Annotated in this window: 11 protein-coding genes; 9 read left to right on the forward strand and 2 right to left on the reverse strand. The window is 43.6% G+C overall.

From position 1 onward, the window contains the following. Positions 1-142: 142 nt before the first annotated feature. From parE to AV939_RS03510, 5 genes are all read left to right on the forward strand, one after another. Positions 143-2,038 carry a DNA topoisomerase IV subunit B gene (gene parE, locus AV939_RS03490; protein ID WP_057793978.1) on the forward strand — a complete coding sequence of 632 codons (1,896 nt, stop codon included), beginning with the start codon at positions 143-145 and terminating at the stop codon, positions 2,036-2,038. Between the two features lie 536 nt (positions 2,039-2,574). After that, a complete protein-coding gene (locus AV939_RS03495) occupies positions 2,575-7,080 on the forward strand; it encodes a chemotaxis protein CheB (protein WP_057793976.1) in 4,506 nt (1,501 codons plus the stop codon). Positions 7,081-7,084: 4 nt separating this feature from the next. After that, positions 7,085-8,587, forward strand: a complete 1,503-nt coding sequence (locus tag AV939_RS03500; RefSeq protein WP_057793974.1) for a GAF domain-containing protein — start codon at positions 7,085-7,087, stop codon at positions 8,585-8,587. A gap of 141 nt (positions 8,588-8,728) precedes the next feature. Next, on the forward strand, positions 8,729-9,406 hold the full coding sequence (locus AV939_RS03505; RefSeq protein WP_057793972.1) for an HAD family hydrolase: 678 nt from the start codon (positions 8,729-8,731) through the stop codon (positions 9,404-9,406). A 102-nt stretch (positions 9,407-9,508) separates the two neighbouring features. Beyond that, positions 9,509-10,858, forward strand: a complete 1,350-nt coding sequence (locus tag AV939_RS03510) for a hypothetical protein (protein ID WP_057793970.1) — start codon at positions 9,509-9,511, stop codon at positions 10,856-10,858. A gap of 116 nt (positions 10,859-10,974) precedes the next feature. Here AV939_RS03510 and AV939_RS03515 read toward each other — a convergent pair whose 3' ends face one another. Continuing rightward, entirely contained in the window at positions 10,975-11,289 is a 315-nt protein-coding gene (locus AV939_RS03515) for a hypothetical protein (protein WP_057793968.1), read from the reverse strand. Positions 11,290-11,478: 189 nt separating this feature from the next. Here AV939_RS03515 and AV939_RS03520 point away from each other — a divergent pair, with 189 nt between their 5' ends. Further along, complete coding sequence (locus AV939_RS03520) at positions 11,479-11,670, forward strand: hypothetical protein (RefSeq protein ID WP_057793966.1); 192 nt, start codon at positions 11,479-11,481, stop codon at positions 11,668-11,670. Positions 11,671-11,672: 2 nt separating this feature from the next. Here AV939_RS03520 and epmB read toward each other — a convergent pair whose 3' ends face one another. Beyond that, positions 11,673-12,698 carry an EF-P beta-lysylation protein EpmB gene (gene epmB, locus AV939_RS03525; RefSeq protein ID WP_057793964.1) on the reverse strand — a complete coding sequence of 342 codons (1,026 nt, stop codon included), beginning with the start codon at positions 12,696-12,698 and terminating at the stop codon, positions 11,673-11,675. Between the two features lie 36 nt (positions 12,699-12,734). Here epmB and efp point away from each other — a divergent pair, with 36 nt between their 5' ends. From efp to AV939_RS03540, 3 genes are all read left to right on the forward strand, one after another. Then, on the forward strand, positions 12,735-13,304 hold the full coding sequence (efp, locus tag AV939_RS03530; protein WP_013785484.1) for an elongation factor P: 570 nt from the start codon (positions 12,735-12,737) through the stop codon (positions 13,302-13,304). A gap of 244 nt (positions 13,305-13,548) precedes the next feature. Further along, positions 13,549-14,517 (forward strand): elongation factor P--(R)-beta-lysine ligase, encoded by a 969-nt coding sequence (epmA, locus tag AV939_RS03535; protein ID WP_057793962.1) that lies wholly within the window; start codon positions 13,549-13,551, stop codon positions 14,515-14,517. 246 nt (positions 14,518-14,763) lie between these two features. Further along, on the forward strand, positions 14,764-17,193 hold the full coding sequence (locus AV939_RS03540; RefSeq protein ID WP_057793960.1) for a TonB-dependent receptor: 2,430 nt from the start codon (positions 14,764-14,766) through the stop codon (positions 17,191-17,193). Positions 17,194-17,205 lie beyond the last annotated feature (12 nt).

The raw sequence follows: 17,205 nt of genomic DNA on the forward strand, positions 1-17,205 counted from the left end.
CGTATCGTTTCTACCAAGTTTGCTGACTATCGCCTTTTCATTGCGAGGGTAGGCAAGCCTTGGTAACATCAATTTATCTTGCGTTGCAGTTGTCTTCTGCGTACGTTAACCCTTGTTGCTGGCTTAAATAATAACCATAACTATGTCAAATCAATATAACTCTGATGCAATTGAAGTCTTAAACGGTCTCGACCCGGTTAAGCGCCGCCCAGGCATGTATACCGATACCACTCGACCCAATCATTTGGGCCAAGAAGTTATCGATAATAGTGTGGATGAAGCCCTAGCAGGTCATGCTTCCAACATTAAAGTTATCTTGCATGAAGACCAATCACTTGAAGTCATCGATGACGGCCGTGGTATGCCGGTAGATATTCACCCTGAAGAGAAAATTTCTGGCGTAGAGCTTATTTTAAGTAAGTTGCATGCTGGAGGAAAATTCTCTAACAAAAACTATGCGTTTTCTGGGGGATTGCACGGGGTGGGTATTTCAGTGGTCAACGCCCTCTCTACACGGGTAGAAGTGACTATTCGTCGTGATAGTAACGTGTATCAAATAGCCTTTGCCAATGGCGATAAAATTGAAGAGCTGGCGGTAATAGACACCTGTGGCAAACGTAATACAGGTACACGCGTGCACTTTTGGCCCGATCCACAATATTTCGATTCAGCTAAATTCTCAGTCAGCCGTCTTATTCACAACCTTCGTGCAAAAGCAGTACTAAGCCCAGGTTTACGTATTCGTTTTGACAATAAAATCGCCAAAGACTCGCAAGAATGGTACTACGAAGATGGTTTGCAAGATTACTTGTATCAAGCGGTACAAGAATACGAAACACTCCCTACTGATGTGCCTTTTGTCGGTAGCTTCAAAGGCAACACTGAAGGGGCTGATTGGGCGGTAATGTGGCTACCAGAAGGCGGTGAATTAACTACCGAAAGTTACGTTAACCTTATCCCTACTGCCCAAGGCGGTACGCATGTGAATGGTATGCGCCAAGGCTTGTTAGAGTCTATGCGTGAGTTTTGTGAATTTAGAAACTTAATGCCCCGTGGTGTGAAACTGTCTCCTGATGATATCTGGGACCGATGTGCTTATATTTTGTCTACCAAAATGCAAGACCCACAATTTGCAGGGCAAACTAAAGAGCGCTTATCGTCACGCCAAGCTTCTGCGTTTGTATCAGGGGTAGTAAAAGACGCGTTTAGCTTATGGTTAAACCAACATACTGAAGTGGCTGAAGCTTTGGCAGAGATGTGCATTAACAATGCACAGCGCCGTTTACGTCAAAACAAAAAAGTGGCGCGTAAAAAGGTAACCCAAGGGCCAGCACTGCCAGGTAAGTTAACCGACTGTTCGTCTCAGGATATTTCCTACTCTGAACTCTTCCTCGTGGAAGGGGATTCAGCGGGTGGTTCTGCTAAGCAAGCTAGAGACCGAGAGTTCCAGGCTATCATGCCTCTTCGCGGTAAAATCCTAAATAGCTGGGAAGTAGACTCTTCACAAGTATTAGCGTCACAAGAAATTCACGATATATCAGTAGCGTTAGGTATCGATCCAGATTCTACGGATTTGTCTGGTCTACGTTACGGTAAGATTTGTATATTGGCTGATGCCGATTCCGACGGACTGCACATAGCCACTTTGTTGTGTGCATTGTTTGTAAAACACTTTAGAACGTTAGTCGACCAAGGTCATGTTTATGTAGCCATGCCGCCGCTGTTTCGTATTGATGTGGGCAAGGAAGTTTTCTATGCGCTAGATGAAGGCGAGAAAAAAGGCATATTAGACCGTATAGAAGCAGAGAAAAAGCGGGGCAAAGTAAACGTTCAGCGCTTTAAAGGGTTAGGTGAAATGAACCCGTTGCAGCTTCGTGAAACTACGATGGATCCCAATACTCGCCGTTTAGTTCAACTCACCATAGAAGACTCGGCAGAAATGCTAGAGTTGATGGACATGCTGTTAGCTAAAAAGCGCTCTGGCGACAGAAAAATATGGCTTGAGAGTAAAGGGAACATGGCGGAAGTCGGGGTTTAACCTTTGTTCGCCTGATAGCCATATTGGTATCGATATGGCTTATACCTTGTTTGATACACGCTCAAGTCTGTCTTTCAGATCATGGCGTCATTTAATAACGACATGCCCTCATCGCTCATAAACCTCTTTTACCGATCCTGTTTCAACCTATTAATAGTCGCTAACCTATATTTTTTCTCACAAGTACCTCGTGTGCCTAATTGGCGCGCCCATCGCAAAATCAAACTTAGGGTGTTGGAATAGCTAGCGGATAACTATCGAATAACTATCAAGTAACTATCAAATCAGGCCGATGTATTAGTGATATAAAACCAGCTAGCTATCGTGATCGTTTCGTTGGTTTTGAGTATAAACAATGGGTTTTTTGAACCTTTTAGGTACGTAACGCGTTTTATTTAACGTAATAAGATTAGACTTTAGTATACTTCTACAGTGCTAATTACTGGTATAGTAAGCGTATTAGATGCGGTGAAGATGCCGCAAATACTGAATGTTCGCATTGGCATTCAGTTAACTCAAATGGAGCTAAATGTAGTATGGAATCTTTACCGTCATCGCGGGTGACTAAACCTGAGATAGCTCCTTTTATTGTTGGCGTAGGCTCTTCAGCGGGCGGAATAGAAGCATTGATTAATCTGGTAAGTGAATTACCAAAAGACATTAATGCGTCTTTTATTATTGCTCAGCATTTATCGCCTACCCATAAAAGCCAAATGACGGAAATATTGGCGCGGGAAACTGAATATCCTGTGGTTGAGGCGACGCCGCATTGCAAAATCAAAGCGAACACCATTTATGTAGGCCCACCTGGCTTCCACCTCAAATACAAAGAGGGGTATTTACACCTCGATAAGTCACCGGATGAGCTTTCGCCTAAGCCTTCAGTAAACCTCTTGTTTGAATCATTAGCTGATGAAATTGGCGATCACGCCATTGGCGTTATCTTATCTGGTACTGGCGGCGATGGTGCCAGAGGGCTTAAGGCCATTAAAGGTGTTGGTGGATTTGCCTTTGTACAAGACCCTGCCTCAGCAAAATATGATGGCATGCCCAAAGCGGCGCTTGAAAATGTGGCTGTGGATTCAATTCTTGAACCCCAAGAAATGGGGCAAGAAATTGCACATATTTCGCAAAACATCGCGCGTAATTTCTTAGCGGTGCAGGAAGACACTCGAAGTGAATTAATGAGTGAGCTCTACGGAAAGATAAGAACGGCGACCAAAATAGATTTCAGTTTTTACAAACAATCGACCTTATTGCGCAGGGTGAATCGCCGTTTAATTGCCACACAAACTGAAGATTTACCCTCATACTTGACCTATTTAGACAATAACGCCGATGAAGTTATAGCGTTGTCGAAAGAGCTTTTAATTTCAGTTACCGACTTTTTCAGAGACAACACTGCCTTTAACGCTATCAAAACGCACATACAAAGCATTGTAGAGAACAAAAACAGCGGCGATGCTATTCGTTTATGGGTAGCAGGATGTGCCACTGGAGAAGAGGCGTACTCATTAGCCATCTTGTTTCTTGAAGCTATTGAGAAGCAAGGCATTGATGCCAACTTACAGATTTTTGCGACTGATATCGACGAACATGCACTCTCAGTTGCCCGCAAAGGGGCTTATTCTGTTCAGGCCATTGCAAGCCTTTCATCCGATTTAACCGACAAATACTTTCGGTATGCTGACAATGCGTATTACCCGCAAAAACTACTGCGTGATGTAATCACCTTTTCTCGTCAGGATATCACGCGAGATCCGCCATTTTTACACCTTGACATGGTGTCGTTTAGAAATGTACTTATCTACTTTAATAGCGATTTACAGCAGCGGGTGTTATCGCTGTTTCGTTATTCGTTAACCAAAGAAGGTATTCTCTTTTTAGGTAAGTCTGAATCGATTGGCTCGACAGAAGATATCTTTGTTGCCCTTGATAGGCGCAGTAGAATTTTTAAAGTAAGCGAGGCGTCTAAGCCTCCCTCACTGCCGAAAATGCTAAAAAGCCATGTAGATATAACTAAAACGAAAACGGCTATCACTAACAGCTACGAAAATATTTTCACTCGTTCTGTACTAGATAGCTTCGGGCCAAGTTTACTCATCAGTGAAAGGTTTGCCATTTTGCACTCACATGGCAACTTACAACGCTTTATTACGTTCCCATCTGGGGTGCCCGATCTTAACTTATCGAAACTCATTGCTGCGCCTTTTGCCGCAGACTTGATTTCTTGCGTGAATAAGGCAAGTCGTACTGGTGAAATAGCAATAAGTCGAGCTAAGCGCTTAGCCGACGATGATAGTCGGCTGTGGAAGTTACGGGTGCTACCGCTAGAAAACCAAAGTCCTCAGCACTACTTAGTTAATTTTTATGAATACGACACTATTATTGATGCCGAGCCCAAAGAGCCGACGGCAACCAATGAAGCTGATGTTGCTGAATTAATTGCAGCTCGAGAGCAACTACAAACGCTTACCGAAGAAATGGCTGCCTCAGCGGAAGAAATGCAGGCACTTAATGAAGAAGTGCAAGCCGCTAATGAAGAGCTACAAGCGAATAACGAAGAGCTTGAAGCCACCAACGAAGAGCTTCAGGCTACTAACGAAGAACTCATTAGCGTAAATGAAGAAAGCATGCGGAAATCTGCTGATTTAGGTGCTATTAACAGTGAGTTAATGAGCGTTTATAACACGTTAGATTTCCCCATCTTGGTGTTTGATACCGATACCTGCCTAAGTCGAACGAATGACGCTGCCAATCGGCGTTTTCATTTAAATAACGGCTCGTTTAAAAAGCCAATTTACTCGCTTAATTTCCCTGACTATTTTGAAGATATTGAAAAGCGCTTAAGTAAAACCCTCCGTAATGGGGTAAATACGAGCATGGTGATCAAGCCATCGAGCCAAGAAACTTACAATGTATTCATTACGCCAATTTTAAATAGTCGAGACCGCATCACTGGGGCTATTTTGGTTATTATTGATAACTCAGAATTGGTCCTTGCCCACGAGCGAATTGAAAAAAGCCAAGAGCAGCTTTTATCTATCATGAATAACTCGTTGGCGTTAATTGCACTAAAAGACAATGCGGGCAGATATGAGTTTGTTAACTCACGTTTTGAAGAAGTCTTTGGCGTAACCGCGCAAGATGTGATTGGTAAAACCGACCTTCAAATTTTTGAGCGAGATACTGCCCGTCAGTTCCGTGAAAAAGACTTAGATACCATGCGTACTTTATCCCCGGTAGAAACCCTTGATGAGTTCACCTTGCGGGCTGGTAAAGTTATCATCAAAAGTGTGCGATTCCCTATTTTTGATGCTGAAGGCACTATTAAGTCAATTTGTACCCAAGCAACAGATATTTCAAAAGAATTACATGCCAATGAACAGTTGCGTTTAGCTGGCAAAATATTTGAGCGTACCAGTGAAGCTATCCTTGTTACTGATGCTAACCAGCGCATTCTTACTACCAACGAAACGTTTGCTGAGCTAACTGGTTTTTCTCAGCAGGAGCTAACCGGCAAAACACCAAAATTGCTGGAATCAGGAGAGCACTCTAAAGATTTCTTTATAGCAATGAAAGCCTCCTTAACCGAACGAGGGTTTTGGCAGGGCGAGGTTGTTAACAAGGTCAAAGATGGCAGTCATGTGAAAATGTGGCTAACGGTTAATGCGGTGAAAGGCGCTAATGGCGATATTGTTAATTACGTAGCGGCTTATAGTAATATTGACGAAATAAAGAATATGCAGCGCCGCATTGAGTATCTTGCTACCCATGATGAGCTAACGGGGCTCCCTAATAGAACCGTGTTACTTGAACGTCTTGAACTAATGATCAGTGGGGCGAAGCGTAGCAAGCAACTGTGCGGTGTGCTCTTTGTTGACCTAGATAACTTCAAGCCGGTTAATGATAACTTAGGTCATAAAGTGGGCGACTTGCTACTTAAGCAGGTTACTAAGCGACTGCAACAATGTATTCGCGACACAGATATGTTGGCGCGAATTGGCGGTGATGAGTTTGTAGCCTTAATATCAGCTTCTCATATCGACGAAATTGATGATATTGCAAAGCGTATTATAGGGCAGGTTCAAAACGAGTTTGATGTGTCTACGCATTCTATTTCGGTTTCTGCGAGTATAGGTATTGCCGTTTATCCCTCAGATGGAATTAGTTCTGAAATACTCTTGCAGCATGCAGATGAAGCCATGTATTTAGCAAAATCGTCTGGGCGCAATCAATATCAGTACTTTACCGCGAAGATGAAAGAACAAGCTTTAGCTCGCTTAGAAGTGGAGAAACAACTTAAAGTAGCACTAGAAGGTAAGCAGTTCTCTATGGTGTACCAGCCTCAGTTCGAGTCTACTTCGAATGCCATAATTGGCGCCGAGGCATTACTGCGCTATAAAAATAGCGACGGTGAAGTACTCAATGCAGAGTCATTTATTAATATTGCAGAGCGTGGCAAGCTCATTGAAAGTATCGGGTTTCACGCAGTAGAGCTGGTGGCAAGAGAAATTGCCCAATATATTCAGCTTGGCAACAAACTGCCCGCTATAGCGATTAATTTGTCTGGAGCGCAGCTGCTCACATCCGATTTCATTAAAAAATTTGTGGCGGTGCTTGAGCGTTATGAACTTACCGCAGGTCTATTTAAATTCGAAGTATCAGAAAAAGACATTGAAAGTGGCGAAGAGCGAATTTACCATCGGTTGAAAACATTGGCCTCGATGGGCAGTGTAATAAGTATTGATGACTATGGTCTATATAACAGTGCCATATCTCAGCTTCAACGAAGCGGTGCAAGTGAAATTAAGCTTTCCAGCCATTTGCTAAACGATGCTAGTGATAACAATGATACAAACAAACTCATCCAAGCATTGATTACTGCAGGAAAAGCGCTAGGCCTTAAAATTATCGCCAATAAAGTTGAAACTCAACAGCAACTCGAATCTTTACAGGATTTCGGGTGCGATATAATACAAGGGTTGGTACTTTCACCTATGCTTACTTGCTCAGAGCTTAATAAAAAAGTTAGCCAATAAGATTATGAACACTGATACGATTACTCGTAATAAACATGATGCTGAGATGGACACCTTAGTTGAAAATTGTGAAAAAGAAGCGCTGCACCTAAGTGGCAAAGTACAGCAGTTTGGCGGTGCTTTTTTCATTGATGGCGAGTCTCTCCAGGTTACTGCTGCTAGCACTAACCTGGCCAGTTTTATCCACCTATCTCCTGCTAAATTGGTAGGTTGTCCGGTAAAATCACTGGACTGGTTGCCATTAAGCTTGCTTTATAATTTAGGTTCAAAAGCAGGCGATAGAGCCTATGCCTTTAACGAGCCCTTCAACGATGATGTACTAAATTTTAGAAGTCATCGCAGTGAAGAAGGTATCTTAATAGAGATAGAATCTAGTATTACCAATGTATCTCAGCGCCAGTACCTACAGTTAAGATCGTCAATACTTCCGACGATTGAGCAGCATTGGGAAGACAAAGATTTTTGGGACCAGCTTATCTCAACCCTTGATGAATTCTTGCCTTGTGAACGTATATTACTTTACCGCTTTAACGAACTTTGGAGCGGCGAAGTGGTAGCAGAAAAAGTGATTGAAGGTGCACCAAAGTATATCGGGTTAAAATTTCCGGCATCGGACATACCTGCTATTGCCCGCCAAATGTATTATGAAAACCCGTCGCGATATATTGCTAGCAGTGCCACACCGCCTGCTGACTTTTTGAATCAAGCGGAACAAGCGCTAAACTTAACGTATTCGGATTTACGTAGTGTGTCGCCTATTCATGGCGAATACATGCAAAACATGGGCGTGGCTACATCGTTTTCTATTCCCATCATTCAAACCGGCAAGTTGTGGGGCATAGTGTCCTGTCACAACAGCACTGAATCGCACATTGACGCACAGTTGCGCCATCAAGCGGAAATGCTGGTGAAGTATTTCTCTATGGTGTATTCCACACACAAATCGAAAAAGCGCCTGCAATTACTCACGTCATTGGATGAGAAGGTTGGGGCTATTACGCATAAGCTTCGCTTGAAAGATGCCCAAGCAACGCAAGATTTTCTCGAAGAGGTAAAGCGAGATTTCACCGCATGTGGGGCTGCCGTTTTCATAAATGGAAAATGGTTTATTAGTAATGATAGTGGCTATGACATTAGCCAACTAAAACGTATCGATAAAGCCTTTCAGTCAGACACTTCTGATGTCATCCTGCATACTGAAGATATTCGCCAGTGCTCAGGACTAGAGGCATTAGACTCAGAAAATGTGAGAGGCGTGATGCTAATTCGTATGAACTATGAATTAGCCAAAGCGCGATTATATATTTTTAGACAACCGGAGGCGCAAATAACACACTGGGCTGGCAAGCCGGAAAAAGACATTAACGAACAAGGCATGCTATCGCCACGTGCGTCTTTTGAGCGGTGGAGCGAAGTTGATGGTGAGCAAAGCTTACCGTGGACTAAACGAGATATTTTGTTTTCCAAAAAGCTGCGGGCATCGTTAATTCGAACGCTAACACGTTAGGCATTGAGCCTGACCATCTATCAAGGGCCTCCTGATTGGAGGTTCTTTTTTCCAGTTCAGTAACCAGTACATTTTCCAGCAAGCATTCATGCGAGTAATAAAAAATTCGTTTTAGTACTTGCTCATATTCGAGGTGAACCGATGGCAAATTCTTCCGTTTCCAAAAACACTACTACGCTATTGTTTGATCACGATGGTACCTTGATTAATTCAGAGCACGTCCACTTTACACTTTGGCAAGAAATAGTCGCCAGTTATGGGGCTGAATTAACTGACGAGTTTTACTGCAAGGTAATGGCGGGCATACCAGTTAAACAAAACGCCAAAGATGTTGTTAAGCATTTTTCATTAGACGCAGTCCCTGAGCAATTGGCTAAAAAGAAACACGATAAAATTGAAGAATATCTCTTACAGCAAGCTTTCCCACTTATGCCTTATGCTGCTGAAACTATTAAAGCGTGCGCAGAAGCAGGGTACACCCTAGGGATAGTGACCGGGGGAAGTACATTATCAGTCGAAAAAACACTGACTAGTTATGGCCTAGCGCAATACATTTCCTGTGTGGTGGCGGTAGAAGATGTTACCCACAGTAAGCCTGCACCCGATTGCTACCAGCTAGCAATGAAGAAGTTGGGAGTATCGCCTGGCGAATGTATTGCCATAGAAGATACGTATACTGGCATGCAATCAGCGTTGTCTGCTGAATTAGCGTGTGTGGTTGTCCCTACCACTCAATCAGCTATCCATGATTTCACCAAGGCCACCTCTCGTTACGAAAGCTTACAATTATGGGTGGAACAAGAGATCACAGGTCGCTAGTCATAAACACTAGATTTAGCTACTATTTCTATTCTTCACAACGTAGCGTTTAGGTAAGGTCGTGGTGGTATGTATTCATGGTGTTTGGGAAGTGATTAAATCATGAGAAGTGTAGGTCGTTGGATTCTTGGCATCGTTGTGACCTTATTCGTGGTTACTTTTGTCGTATTGATAGGGGTAAGCGTCGCTGTAGTTCAGCGCTCGCCGTTAGTGGTAGCCAGTGCACCGAACCAATTGGATGGCGCAGACAGTGTTAATGACTTATTGTCTCAGTTACAAAATGCGTTTACCGAGCGTAGTTCTAATCATGTTATTCGCCTAACTGAAACCCAGATAGAAAGCTTAGTAGGGGTGTTGCAGCGGGCCGTGCCTAATTTTAGTGGCGTAGTAAACGTAACCGAAGTAGGCAGTACTATCACCTTTACCTTTTCACCCAGTAGCGTTGATTTATATTTCAATGTATCAGCACTGATTTTACCCGGCGATAGCCTGCAAATTGATTATATTAGTGTGGGGGATTTGTCTTTGTCAGGGCCTCTCATGCTCTCGTTTGCTGAAAAGGGGATAAATTATTGGACCAAGTCTGAAATTGCCACTATTGCCCTGACTCGTGTTGAAAAAGTGACCATGCGCCGCGGTGAGGTGTCTTTACATACTGCGCCACTGGCCTCGCTGTTAGAAGAGCTTACTGTCGTATCTAATAATATGGGCGTTGAAGAAGAAACAGAGCTGCAAACCCTTGCCGCTTACTACTTGCGTTATATTTCAGGACGAGATTTAGCCCTATCAAAGCAGCCAGTGCCTCTTATTGAGTACTTACGGGAAGGCATGGCTCGCGCAAGAGAGCAAAGCAATTCGCCACAAGAGGCAGCACTGCATAATAAAGCGGTTATTTTGGCCCTTGCTGCGTACGTGGGGCACTATCGTATTGGTAGCTTAGTGGGTGATTTACAGCCTGACCCAACCAAAGCACTAAAGCCTCGTGCCCCTGCTATTTTATTGGAACGTAACGATTTAGCCCGCCATTTCATTATTTCCGCTGCCCTTGAATTACTTGCCGAGCAAGATATGTCCTGGGCGATTGGTGAATTTAAAGAGTTAATGGACAGAGGTGCGGGTGGTTCAGGCTACAGTTTTGTTGATTTAGGCGCCGATATGTCGGGCTCTCAATTTGCCCGAGTGGCGACCATGCCAGAGCATGCCGAAAGTACGCAAAACGCGGTGGCACGAATTCAATCGGACAACGATATTGTCCCTGCGATAAAAGCCTTTCCTGAAGGGTTGAGTAAGCAAGCATTTACCGAAAAGTATGGGCAAGTAGACAGTGACGCCTATTTAAATGAAGTGGCTGAGATTAAGCGTCTTATCAAACAAGTGCCTATGTATCAAAAGGCGCATGCTGAAGGGAATTTAATAAATCAAATTGAAGCAGGCGAGGTAGGGGAACACTAATAGCTTGCGCTAGCTCGCTGAGCCTGAATATAAACGTGGCCATGATACCCAAATTGCGAGCCAAAACAGCATGGTATTTATAGGTAGCATGGATTTTTATAGGTTAAAAAGCTCATCTATTTACTTGCCAAAGACTGCTGAAATTGAGAGACAGTAGTAAGTGCCATTTCAATTTTTTTAACAAGTGCAGGTAGTGCTGCCTTTGCTTCTTCTTCTGTCATTTCTTTTAGCGCTTGCCAATCTAACGCTATCTCTTCTACATAAGGCCCAAAGCGTTTAGCTTGTGTGGTGAACGGGCTATCTTCAGCAAATATGGCGGCAAACTTGCCTTGGCTATCTTTTTGCAAACGATCTAATGCCTGATCTGCATCCACCGCCTTACGGTAAAGGGTCTGGATAGTATCTTGAAGTTGTTGGTGAATAGCTTGCATATCGTTTCCTGTAAAAGAAGCCCATAAAAGTAGCCTCTTAAAAAATGCCTAAAAAAGACAGCTCGTGAAAGTCGCTTAAAAAAGCAGTGTAAAATTAGATTAAAGTTTCAGCATATCGAGCCGATAACCTCGAAGGTGGGCAATTTTGCCTATTTTTTTACTTTGCTTCAAGCAACAAAGGAAAACGGTATGGATCTACAAGGTGCTAGTGCCTCTGGAACGTCCGGTGCGTCACTTGAACTCGCTTCGCTTAAGTTGGCCAAGGGTCAACAAGAGCAAGAAGGAAAAGCGGCGCTTCAGCTTTTAGAAAATTCAGCTGACGTACCAAAATCAACATCTTCTAATCCTGCTGTAGGCGGAAATATAAACACTTTCGCTTAAGGTTAGGGATGTAACTGTAAGTCGATGGGCGTTTTGCCAGGCTGAGCGCCTATCTCTCTAACGAGTTTAGGCACAAGGAAACCTGGTAAGCGCTTTATCGCTTCTCGCATTATCTCCCTTGCCTTATCATCGCTGACATAAAAGTGACTTGCCCCTTGTACTTTATCAAGTACATGCAAATAGTAGGGCAGAACTCCCGCTTCGAATAAACTCTCACTTAATTCACACAATGCATCTGCTGAGTCATTCACACCTTCAAGTAACACCGATTGGTTTAACAAGGTAACCCCTTGATTGCGCAGCGTTTCTAAGCGGCGCTTAAGCGCGGGAGATACTTCATTTGCATGGTTTACATGTAGCACGAGTATTTTTTGAATAGGCAACTGAGTAAACCAGCCAGAAAAAGCATTATCCAGCCGCTCGGGTAGTACAACGGGTAAACGGGTGTGAATGCGAAGTCGTTTAATATGAGGTATTGCAGCAATTTCCTTTGCTAATTCGGCTAAGTGATCATCTTTTGCCATTAGCGGATCGCCACCTGAGAAAATCACTTCGTTAATTGCTGGGTTGCCAGCAATATAAGCTATTGCCTCTTGCCACTGGGCTTTATTCACCGCGTTATCGGCATAAGGGAAGTGCCTGCGAAAGCAATAGCGGCAGTTAACGGCGCAACCAGTGCGTACCATCAATAGCACCCGGGAGTCGTACTTATGTAACAAACCTTTACCCGCAGTATCGTGTTCATCTAACGGGTCTTTCGTATAACCCGGTTCAATACTAAACTCTTCTTTAAGGGGCATCACCTGAAGAAAAAGCGGATCTTTCGGGTTTCCTTTTTCCATTAACGAAGCAAAGTGTCGTGGAACACGCATAGGAAAAAGGCGTCTTGCTTTACTGTCTTGTTCGTAGTCTTTGGCAGGTAAATCTAAAAAAGACAACAGCTTTTCAGGGCTGGTAAAGCTATTAGCTAATTCTTTTTGCCAGTTATGCTCTACAGAAATCGCTTTTTTAGGTATTATTTGTTCCACGAAATTTTTTGTACCTTATGTTTAGACAGAGGAATTATGGCTAATTACAGCACTAACGAGTTCAAAGCCGGCCTGAAAATCATGCTGGACGGTGAACCTTGTAACATTTTAGAAAACGAATACGTGAAGCCGGGCAAGGGTCAGGCATTCAACCGCGTTAAAATTCGTAAACTTATTTCAGGCAAAGTTTTAGAAAAAACTTTCCGCTCTGGTGAGTCAGTAGAAGGCGCAGATGTTTTGGACACTGAGCTTGCTTACTTGTACACAGATGGCGAATTCTACCACTTTATGAACAACGAAACATTCGAACAAATCGCGGCTGACGAAAAAGCAGTGGGTGATAGTGTTAAGTGGTTAGTCGAAAACGATGTGTGCGTTATTACCTTGTGGAACGGTACGCCAATTACAGTAACGCCACCAAACTTCGTTGAACTTGAAATTACTGAAACTGACCCAGGCCTTAAAGGCGATACTGCGGGTACAGGTGGTAAGCCAGCTACGCTAACAACGGGCGCAGTAGTACGTGTTCCTTTGTTTGTGCAAACAGGCGAAGTGATTAAAGTAGATACTCGCTCTGGTGAGTATGCGTCTCGTGCGCAGAAGTAAGAATAAGTAAAAAGTAAGTAGAAAAGCTGAAGTTAGCCGATGCTGTATTTGGCATCGGTAACTCGCTTATCGTTACGCATTTTTTTAAGCGTTATTCGCCAGACTAAGCCCAAGAATCTTGAGCTTAGGCTTTGTAAGCATAGGCATCTCAAGCTCGAATCTCGTATGGTTAAGAGTTGATAATCACAACGCTGTTTATCGTATTTATCACCACCCTTTTCAATAAGTAAACACACATCTGTTCATGAACGACTGGCAACCTACCTCATCACATGATTCTCGAATTGCGCGAGCCCACTTACTTCGCAGCATAAGGCATTTTTTCTATACACGTGATGTGCTAGAAGTAGAAACCCCTTTGTTGTCCAGCGGTACGGTAACCGATGAACATCTTGATGCATTTTATACTAGGTTCAATCATTCACATGATGGCAAGCCCGTAGACTTATACCTGCAGACATCCCCTGAGTTCGCTATGAAACGCCTTTTGTGCGACCAAAGTGGTGCTATTTATCAAATCTGCAAAGCATTTAGGCATGAAGGGGAAGGGCGCTGGCATAACCCTGAGTTCACTATGCTTGAATGGTATCGTCCTAGATTCGACCATCACGCTCTTATGCAAGAAGTCGATGCGTTATTAATAGAAACCCTAGGTACAGACGCTAGCGAGATGGTCAGTTATCAAGATGTTTTTCAATCTCGGTTGGGTATTGACCCACTAACCGCTACGGATGACATGCTTTTGGCTAAAATGGCTGACTGCAATATTAATATTTCAAGCCCGGAACAACTCGATAAAGACAGCAAACTACAACTGCTTTTTGCAATGGCGATTGAGCCAGCTATAGGCCAAGAACGCCCGTGTTTTGTATTTGGGTTTCCTGCTTCACAAGCATCGCTTGCCCGTATCAATACAGAAGACTCACGTACTGCCGACAGGTTTGAAGTGTATTTTAAAGGGGCTGAGTTGGCGAACGGATTTCATGAACTCAGCGATGCTTCAGAACAAGAGCAGCGTTTCGAGCAAGACAATGAGAAGCGTCGCAATAATGGCCAATCTGTAAAGCCTATAGATACACGATTTCTGTCAGCACTGAAAAGCGGCTTGCCACACTGCGCAGGTGTAGCGCTAGGTATAGATCGGTTGTTAATGCTTAAAATAGGTGCTTCGCATATTAAAGAGGTGCTCAACTTTCCAGTGAGTAGGGCGTAAGTTTCACTCTTTACGCTATTTTCTACCCAGTGCCTTGCCCCACACTTCAGTTTATTCTAAGTGTTAAGCATGACGGCGACTGCCTCTAATCAAAGTACTACCTTAACCAGTGTCCTCGGTGAATGAAGTTAAATCGTAGACAAGTTGCCATTGACAATAAACGGCTCAACCCACAAAATGTTATAACATCACAAGAATGGCCATGTAAATGGTTAAACAAATAAAGAAATTGTTAGGGAAACCGTTATGAAAATGCGTTCACTGCTAAGTCTTACAATAGCAGGTCTACTCTCGTCTCCATCCTTTGCGACTGTTATCAGCGGTAAAGTTACCGATGTGTCAGGTCAACCCGTTGAAGGTGCCGAGGTTAGCATTGAAGGTACTCGCCGAGTCGTTACCACCGATGAAAACGGTGTGTACCGTTTTAGCGATGTTAAGCAAACTCATGTGCATCTTCACGTATTTTCAAGCCAATATATTCATGGTGACAATGACCTTGGTGAAATCGTCGGTGATAAAACCGTTGATTTTTCACTTACCCCTTCGTCTGTTGAAAATATTGTTGTTACGGCTACCGCATTACAATCTTCAGTACTTGAGTCTGTTACGCCCGTTACTGTTATTGGCGCAGAGCGCCTTAGACGTATTGAAGCGCCGACATTAGGTGAAACGTTAAAGAATACTCCTGGGGTACAAAGCACGTATTTTGGTCCAGTCTCAAGTAGCCCAATTATTCGTGGTAACGATGGCCCACGGGTTAAAATTGTTCAAAATGGATTAGATGTTTCTGATGTATCTCGTGTTGGTCCTGACCACAATGTAACTAGTAACTTGGCCAGTGCCACACAAGTAGAAGTACTTCGCGGTCCTGCCACTTTGCAATATGGTAGCGGCGCCATTGGCGGTGTGGTTAACATCGTTGATAAGCGTATTGTGCAACACCAAATGGACGGCGTTGAAGGTGAAGCCGAAGTAAGCTACAGCACAGTAGATAACGGTAAATTTGCTCGCGGCGATGTAACTGGTGGCAGCGGTAACTTTGCATGGCATATCGATGGCTATTCTCGTAACACAGATGACACGGATATTCCTGGTTATGCTTCAGTAGAACCTGATGAAGACGAAGCATACGGCGTATTAGAAAGCACCGCGATGGAAACCAGCGATATTACCGCGGGTTTGTCATACATTGGTGAAGAAGGTTACTTTGGCTTTGCGGTAGAGCAACTTGATAACCGTTATGGCGTGCCTGGTCACAGTCATGAGCATGAAGAAGAGCATGATGATGAAGATCACGACGATGAAGATCATGATGAAGAGTTGCACGAAGAAGAAGGCGTATTGATTGACGTAGATATGACTCGTTATCAAGCGGCAGGCGAATGGCATTCACCTATCAGAGGGTTAACCAATGCGAAGTTTGCAGCGGCTTATACCGATTACGAACACGTTGAAATTGAAGATGGCGAGCAAGGCACTATTTTCACTAATAAATCTAGTGATATTCGCGCTTCAATTTCTCATGAAGAAGTGGATGGCTGGCATGGTGTGCTAGGTGTCCAGTTCCAACACAGCGACTATGAAGCTGAAGGGGAAGAAGCCTTTACCCCTGCAAATACCTCTTCTAACTATGCTGTCTACCTTGTAGAGCAAAAAGTAGTGGGAGACGTGACCTTCGAACTAGGTGGTCGTGTTGAATACACTGAGTACGATGCCGACGACAGTGAATTGTCTCTTGAGGTGACGCATGCTGATGAAGATGAGCATGAAGAAGAAGAGGATCACGAAGAGCATGAAGAACAAGTTACTTCATATAGCTTCAACAAGTATGACTTCACCAGTACGTCTTTATCAGCTGGTTTAAATTGGGAATATGCAGAAGGGCGTTCAATTGCTACTACACTTTCACGCAGTGAGCGTGCGCCTAGCCAACAAGAGTTGTTCTCTGCAGGCCAGCATCTAGCCACACAAAGCTACGAGCTAGGTTTGGTTTTCGATTTAGATGAAGACGGTCATATTGAAGAAGACTTAAAAGACGTTGAAAAAGAAGTTAGCACTAATATTGATGTTACTTTCCGCAAATTCACCGGCGATTGGGGTTATACAGTTTCATTGTTCTATAACCAAGCGGACGATTATATTTATCAAACGAATACTGGGTTACTGGCAATAACCGAAGAGCACGAAGATCATGAGGAAGAAGAAGAGGAAGGCCATGATGAAGAAGGCACGCCTATCTATTACTTCCAACAAGCCGATGCGGATATTTGGGGCTTAGAAGCTGAAGCCTACTACGATGTAAATGCGCAAGTACGCGTGACTGTATTTAGCGATTACATTAACGCAGAAATTGATGATGATAACCTTCCTCGTACGCCACCTATGCGATTTGGTGGTAACATCAGTTATGTTAACGATGGCTTAAGTGGTGATGTTGGCGTCACTTGGTATGATGACCAAGACGACGTTGCGTCTTACGAAACACAAACAGATGGTTACACGCTGTTAGATGCCAGTGTTCAGTACGAGTTTGGCGGCCAAGGCGTTGAGTGGATTGTTTATGCCAAAGGAAACAATCTAACAGACGAAGAGGCTCGTGTTCATACGTCATTTTTGAAAGATCAAGCGCCACTACCTGGCCGTAACCTTACGCTAGGAGTACGTGCGCTGTTCTAATATTGCAGCTAA

The organism is Alteromonas sp. Mac1, assembly GCF_001562125.1.
Classification (GTDB): Bacteria; Pseudomonadota; Gammaproteobacteria; order Enterobacterales; family Alteromonadaceae; genus Alteromonas; species Alteromonas stellipolaris.

Coding starts and splice junctions, on each gene's coding strand:
- parE (WP_057793978.1), top strand. CDS start 143: ATGTCAAATCAATATAACTCTGATGCAATTGAAGTCTTAAACGGTCTC.
- AV939_RS03495 (WP_057793976.1), top strand. CDS start 2,575: ATGGAATCTTTACCGTCATCGCGGGTGACTAAACCTGAGATAGCTCCT.
- AV939_RS03500 (WP_057793974.1), top strand. CDS start 7,085: ATGAACACTGATACGATTACTCGTAATAAACATGATGCTGAGATGGAC.
- epmA (WP_057793962.1), top strand. CDS start 13,549: ATGAACGACTGGCAACCTACCTCATCACATGATTCTCGAATTGCGCGA.
- AV939_RS03515 (WP_057793968.1), bottom strand. CDS start 11,289: ATGCAAGCTATTCACCAACAACTTCAAGATACTATCCAGACCCTTTAC.
- AV939_RS03540 (WP_057793960.1), top strand. CDS start 14,764: ATGAAAATGCGTTCACTGCTAAGTCTTACAATAGCAGGTCTACTCTCG.
- AV939_RS03505 (WP_057793972.1), top strand. CDS start 8,729: ATGGCAAATTCTTCCGTTTCCAAAAACACTACTACGCTATTGTTTGAT.
- AV939_RS03520 (WP_057793966.1), top strand. CDS start 11,479: ATGGATCTACAAGGTGCTAGTGCCTCTGGAACGTCCGGTGCGTCACTT.
- AV939_RS03510 (WP_057793970.1), top strand. CDS start 9,509: ATGAGAAGTGTAGGTCGTTGGATTCTTGGCATCGTTGTGACCTTATTC.
- efp (WP_013785484.1), top strand. CDS start 12,735: ATGGCTAATTACAGCACTAACGAGTTCAAAGCCGGCCTGAAAATCATG.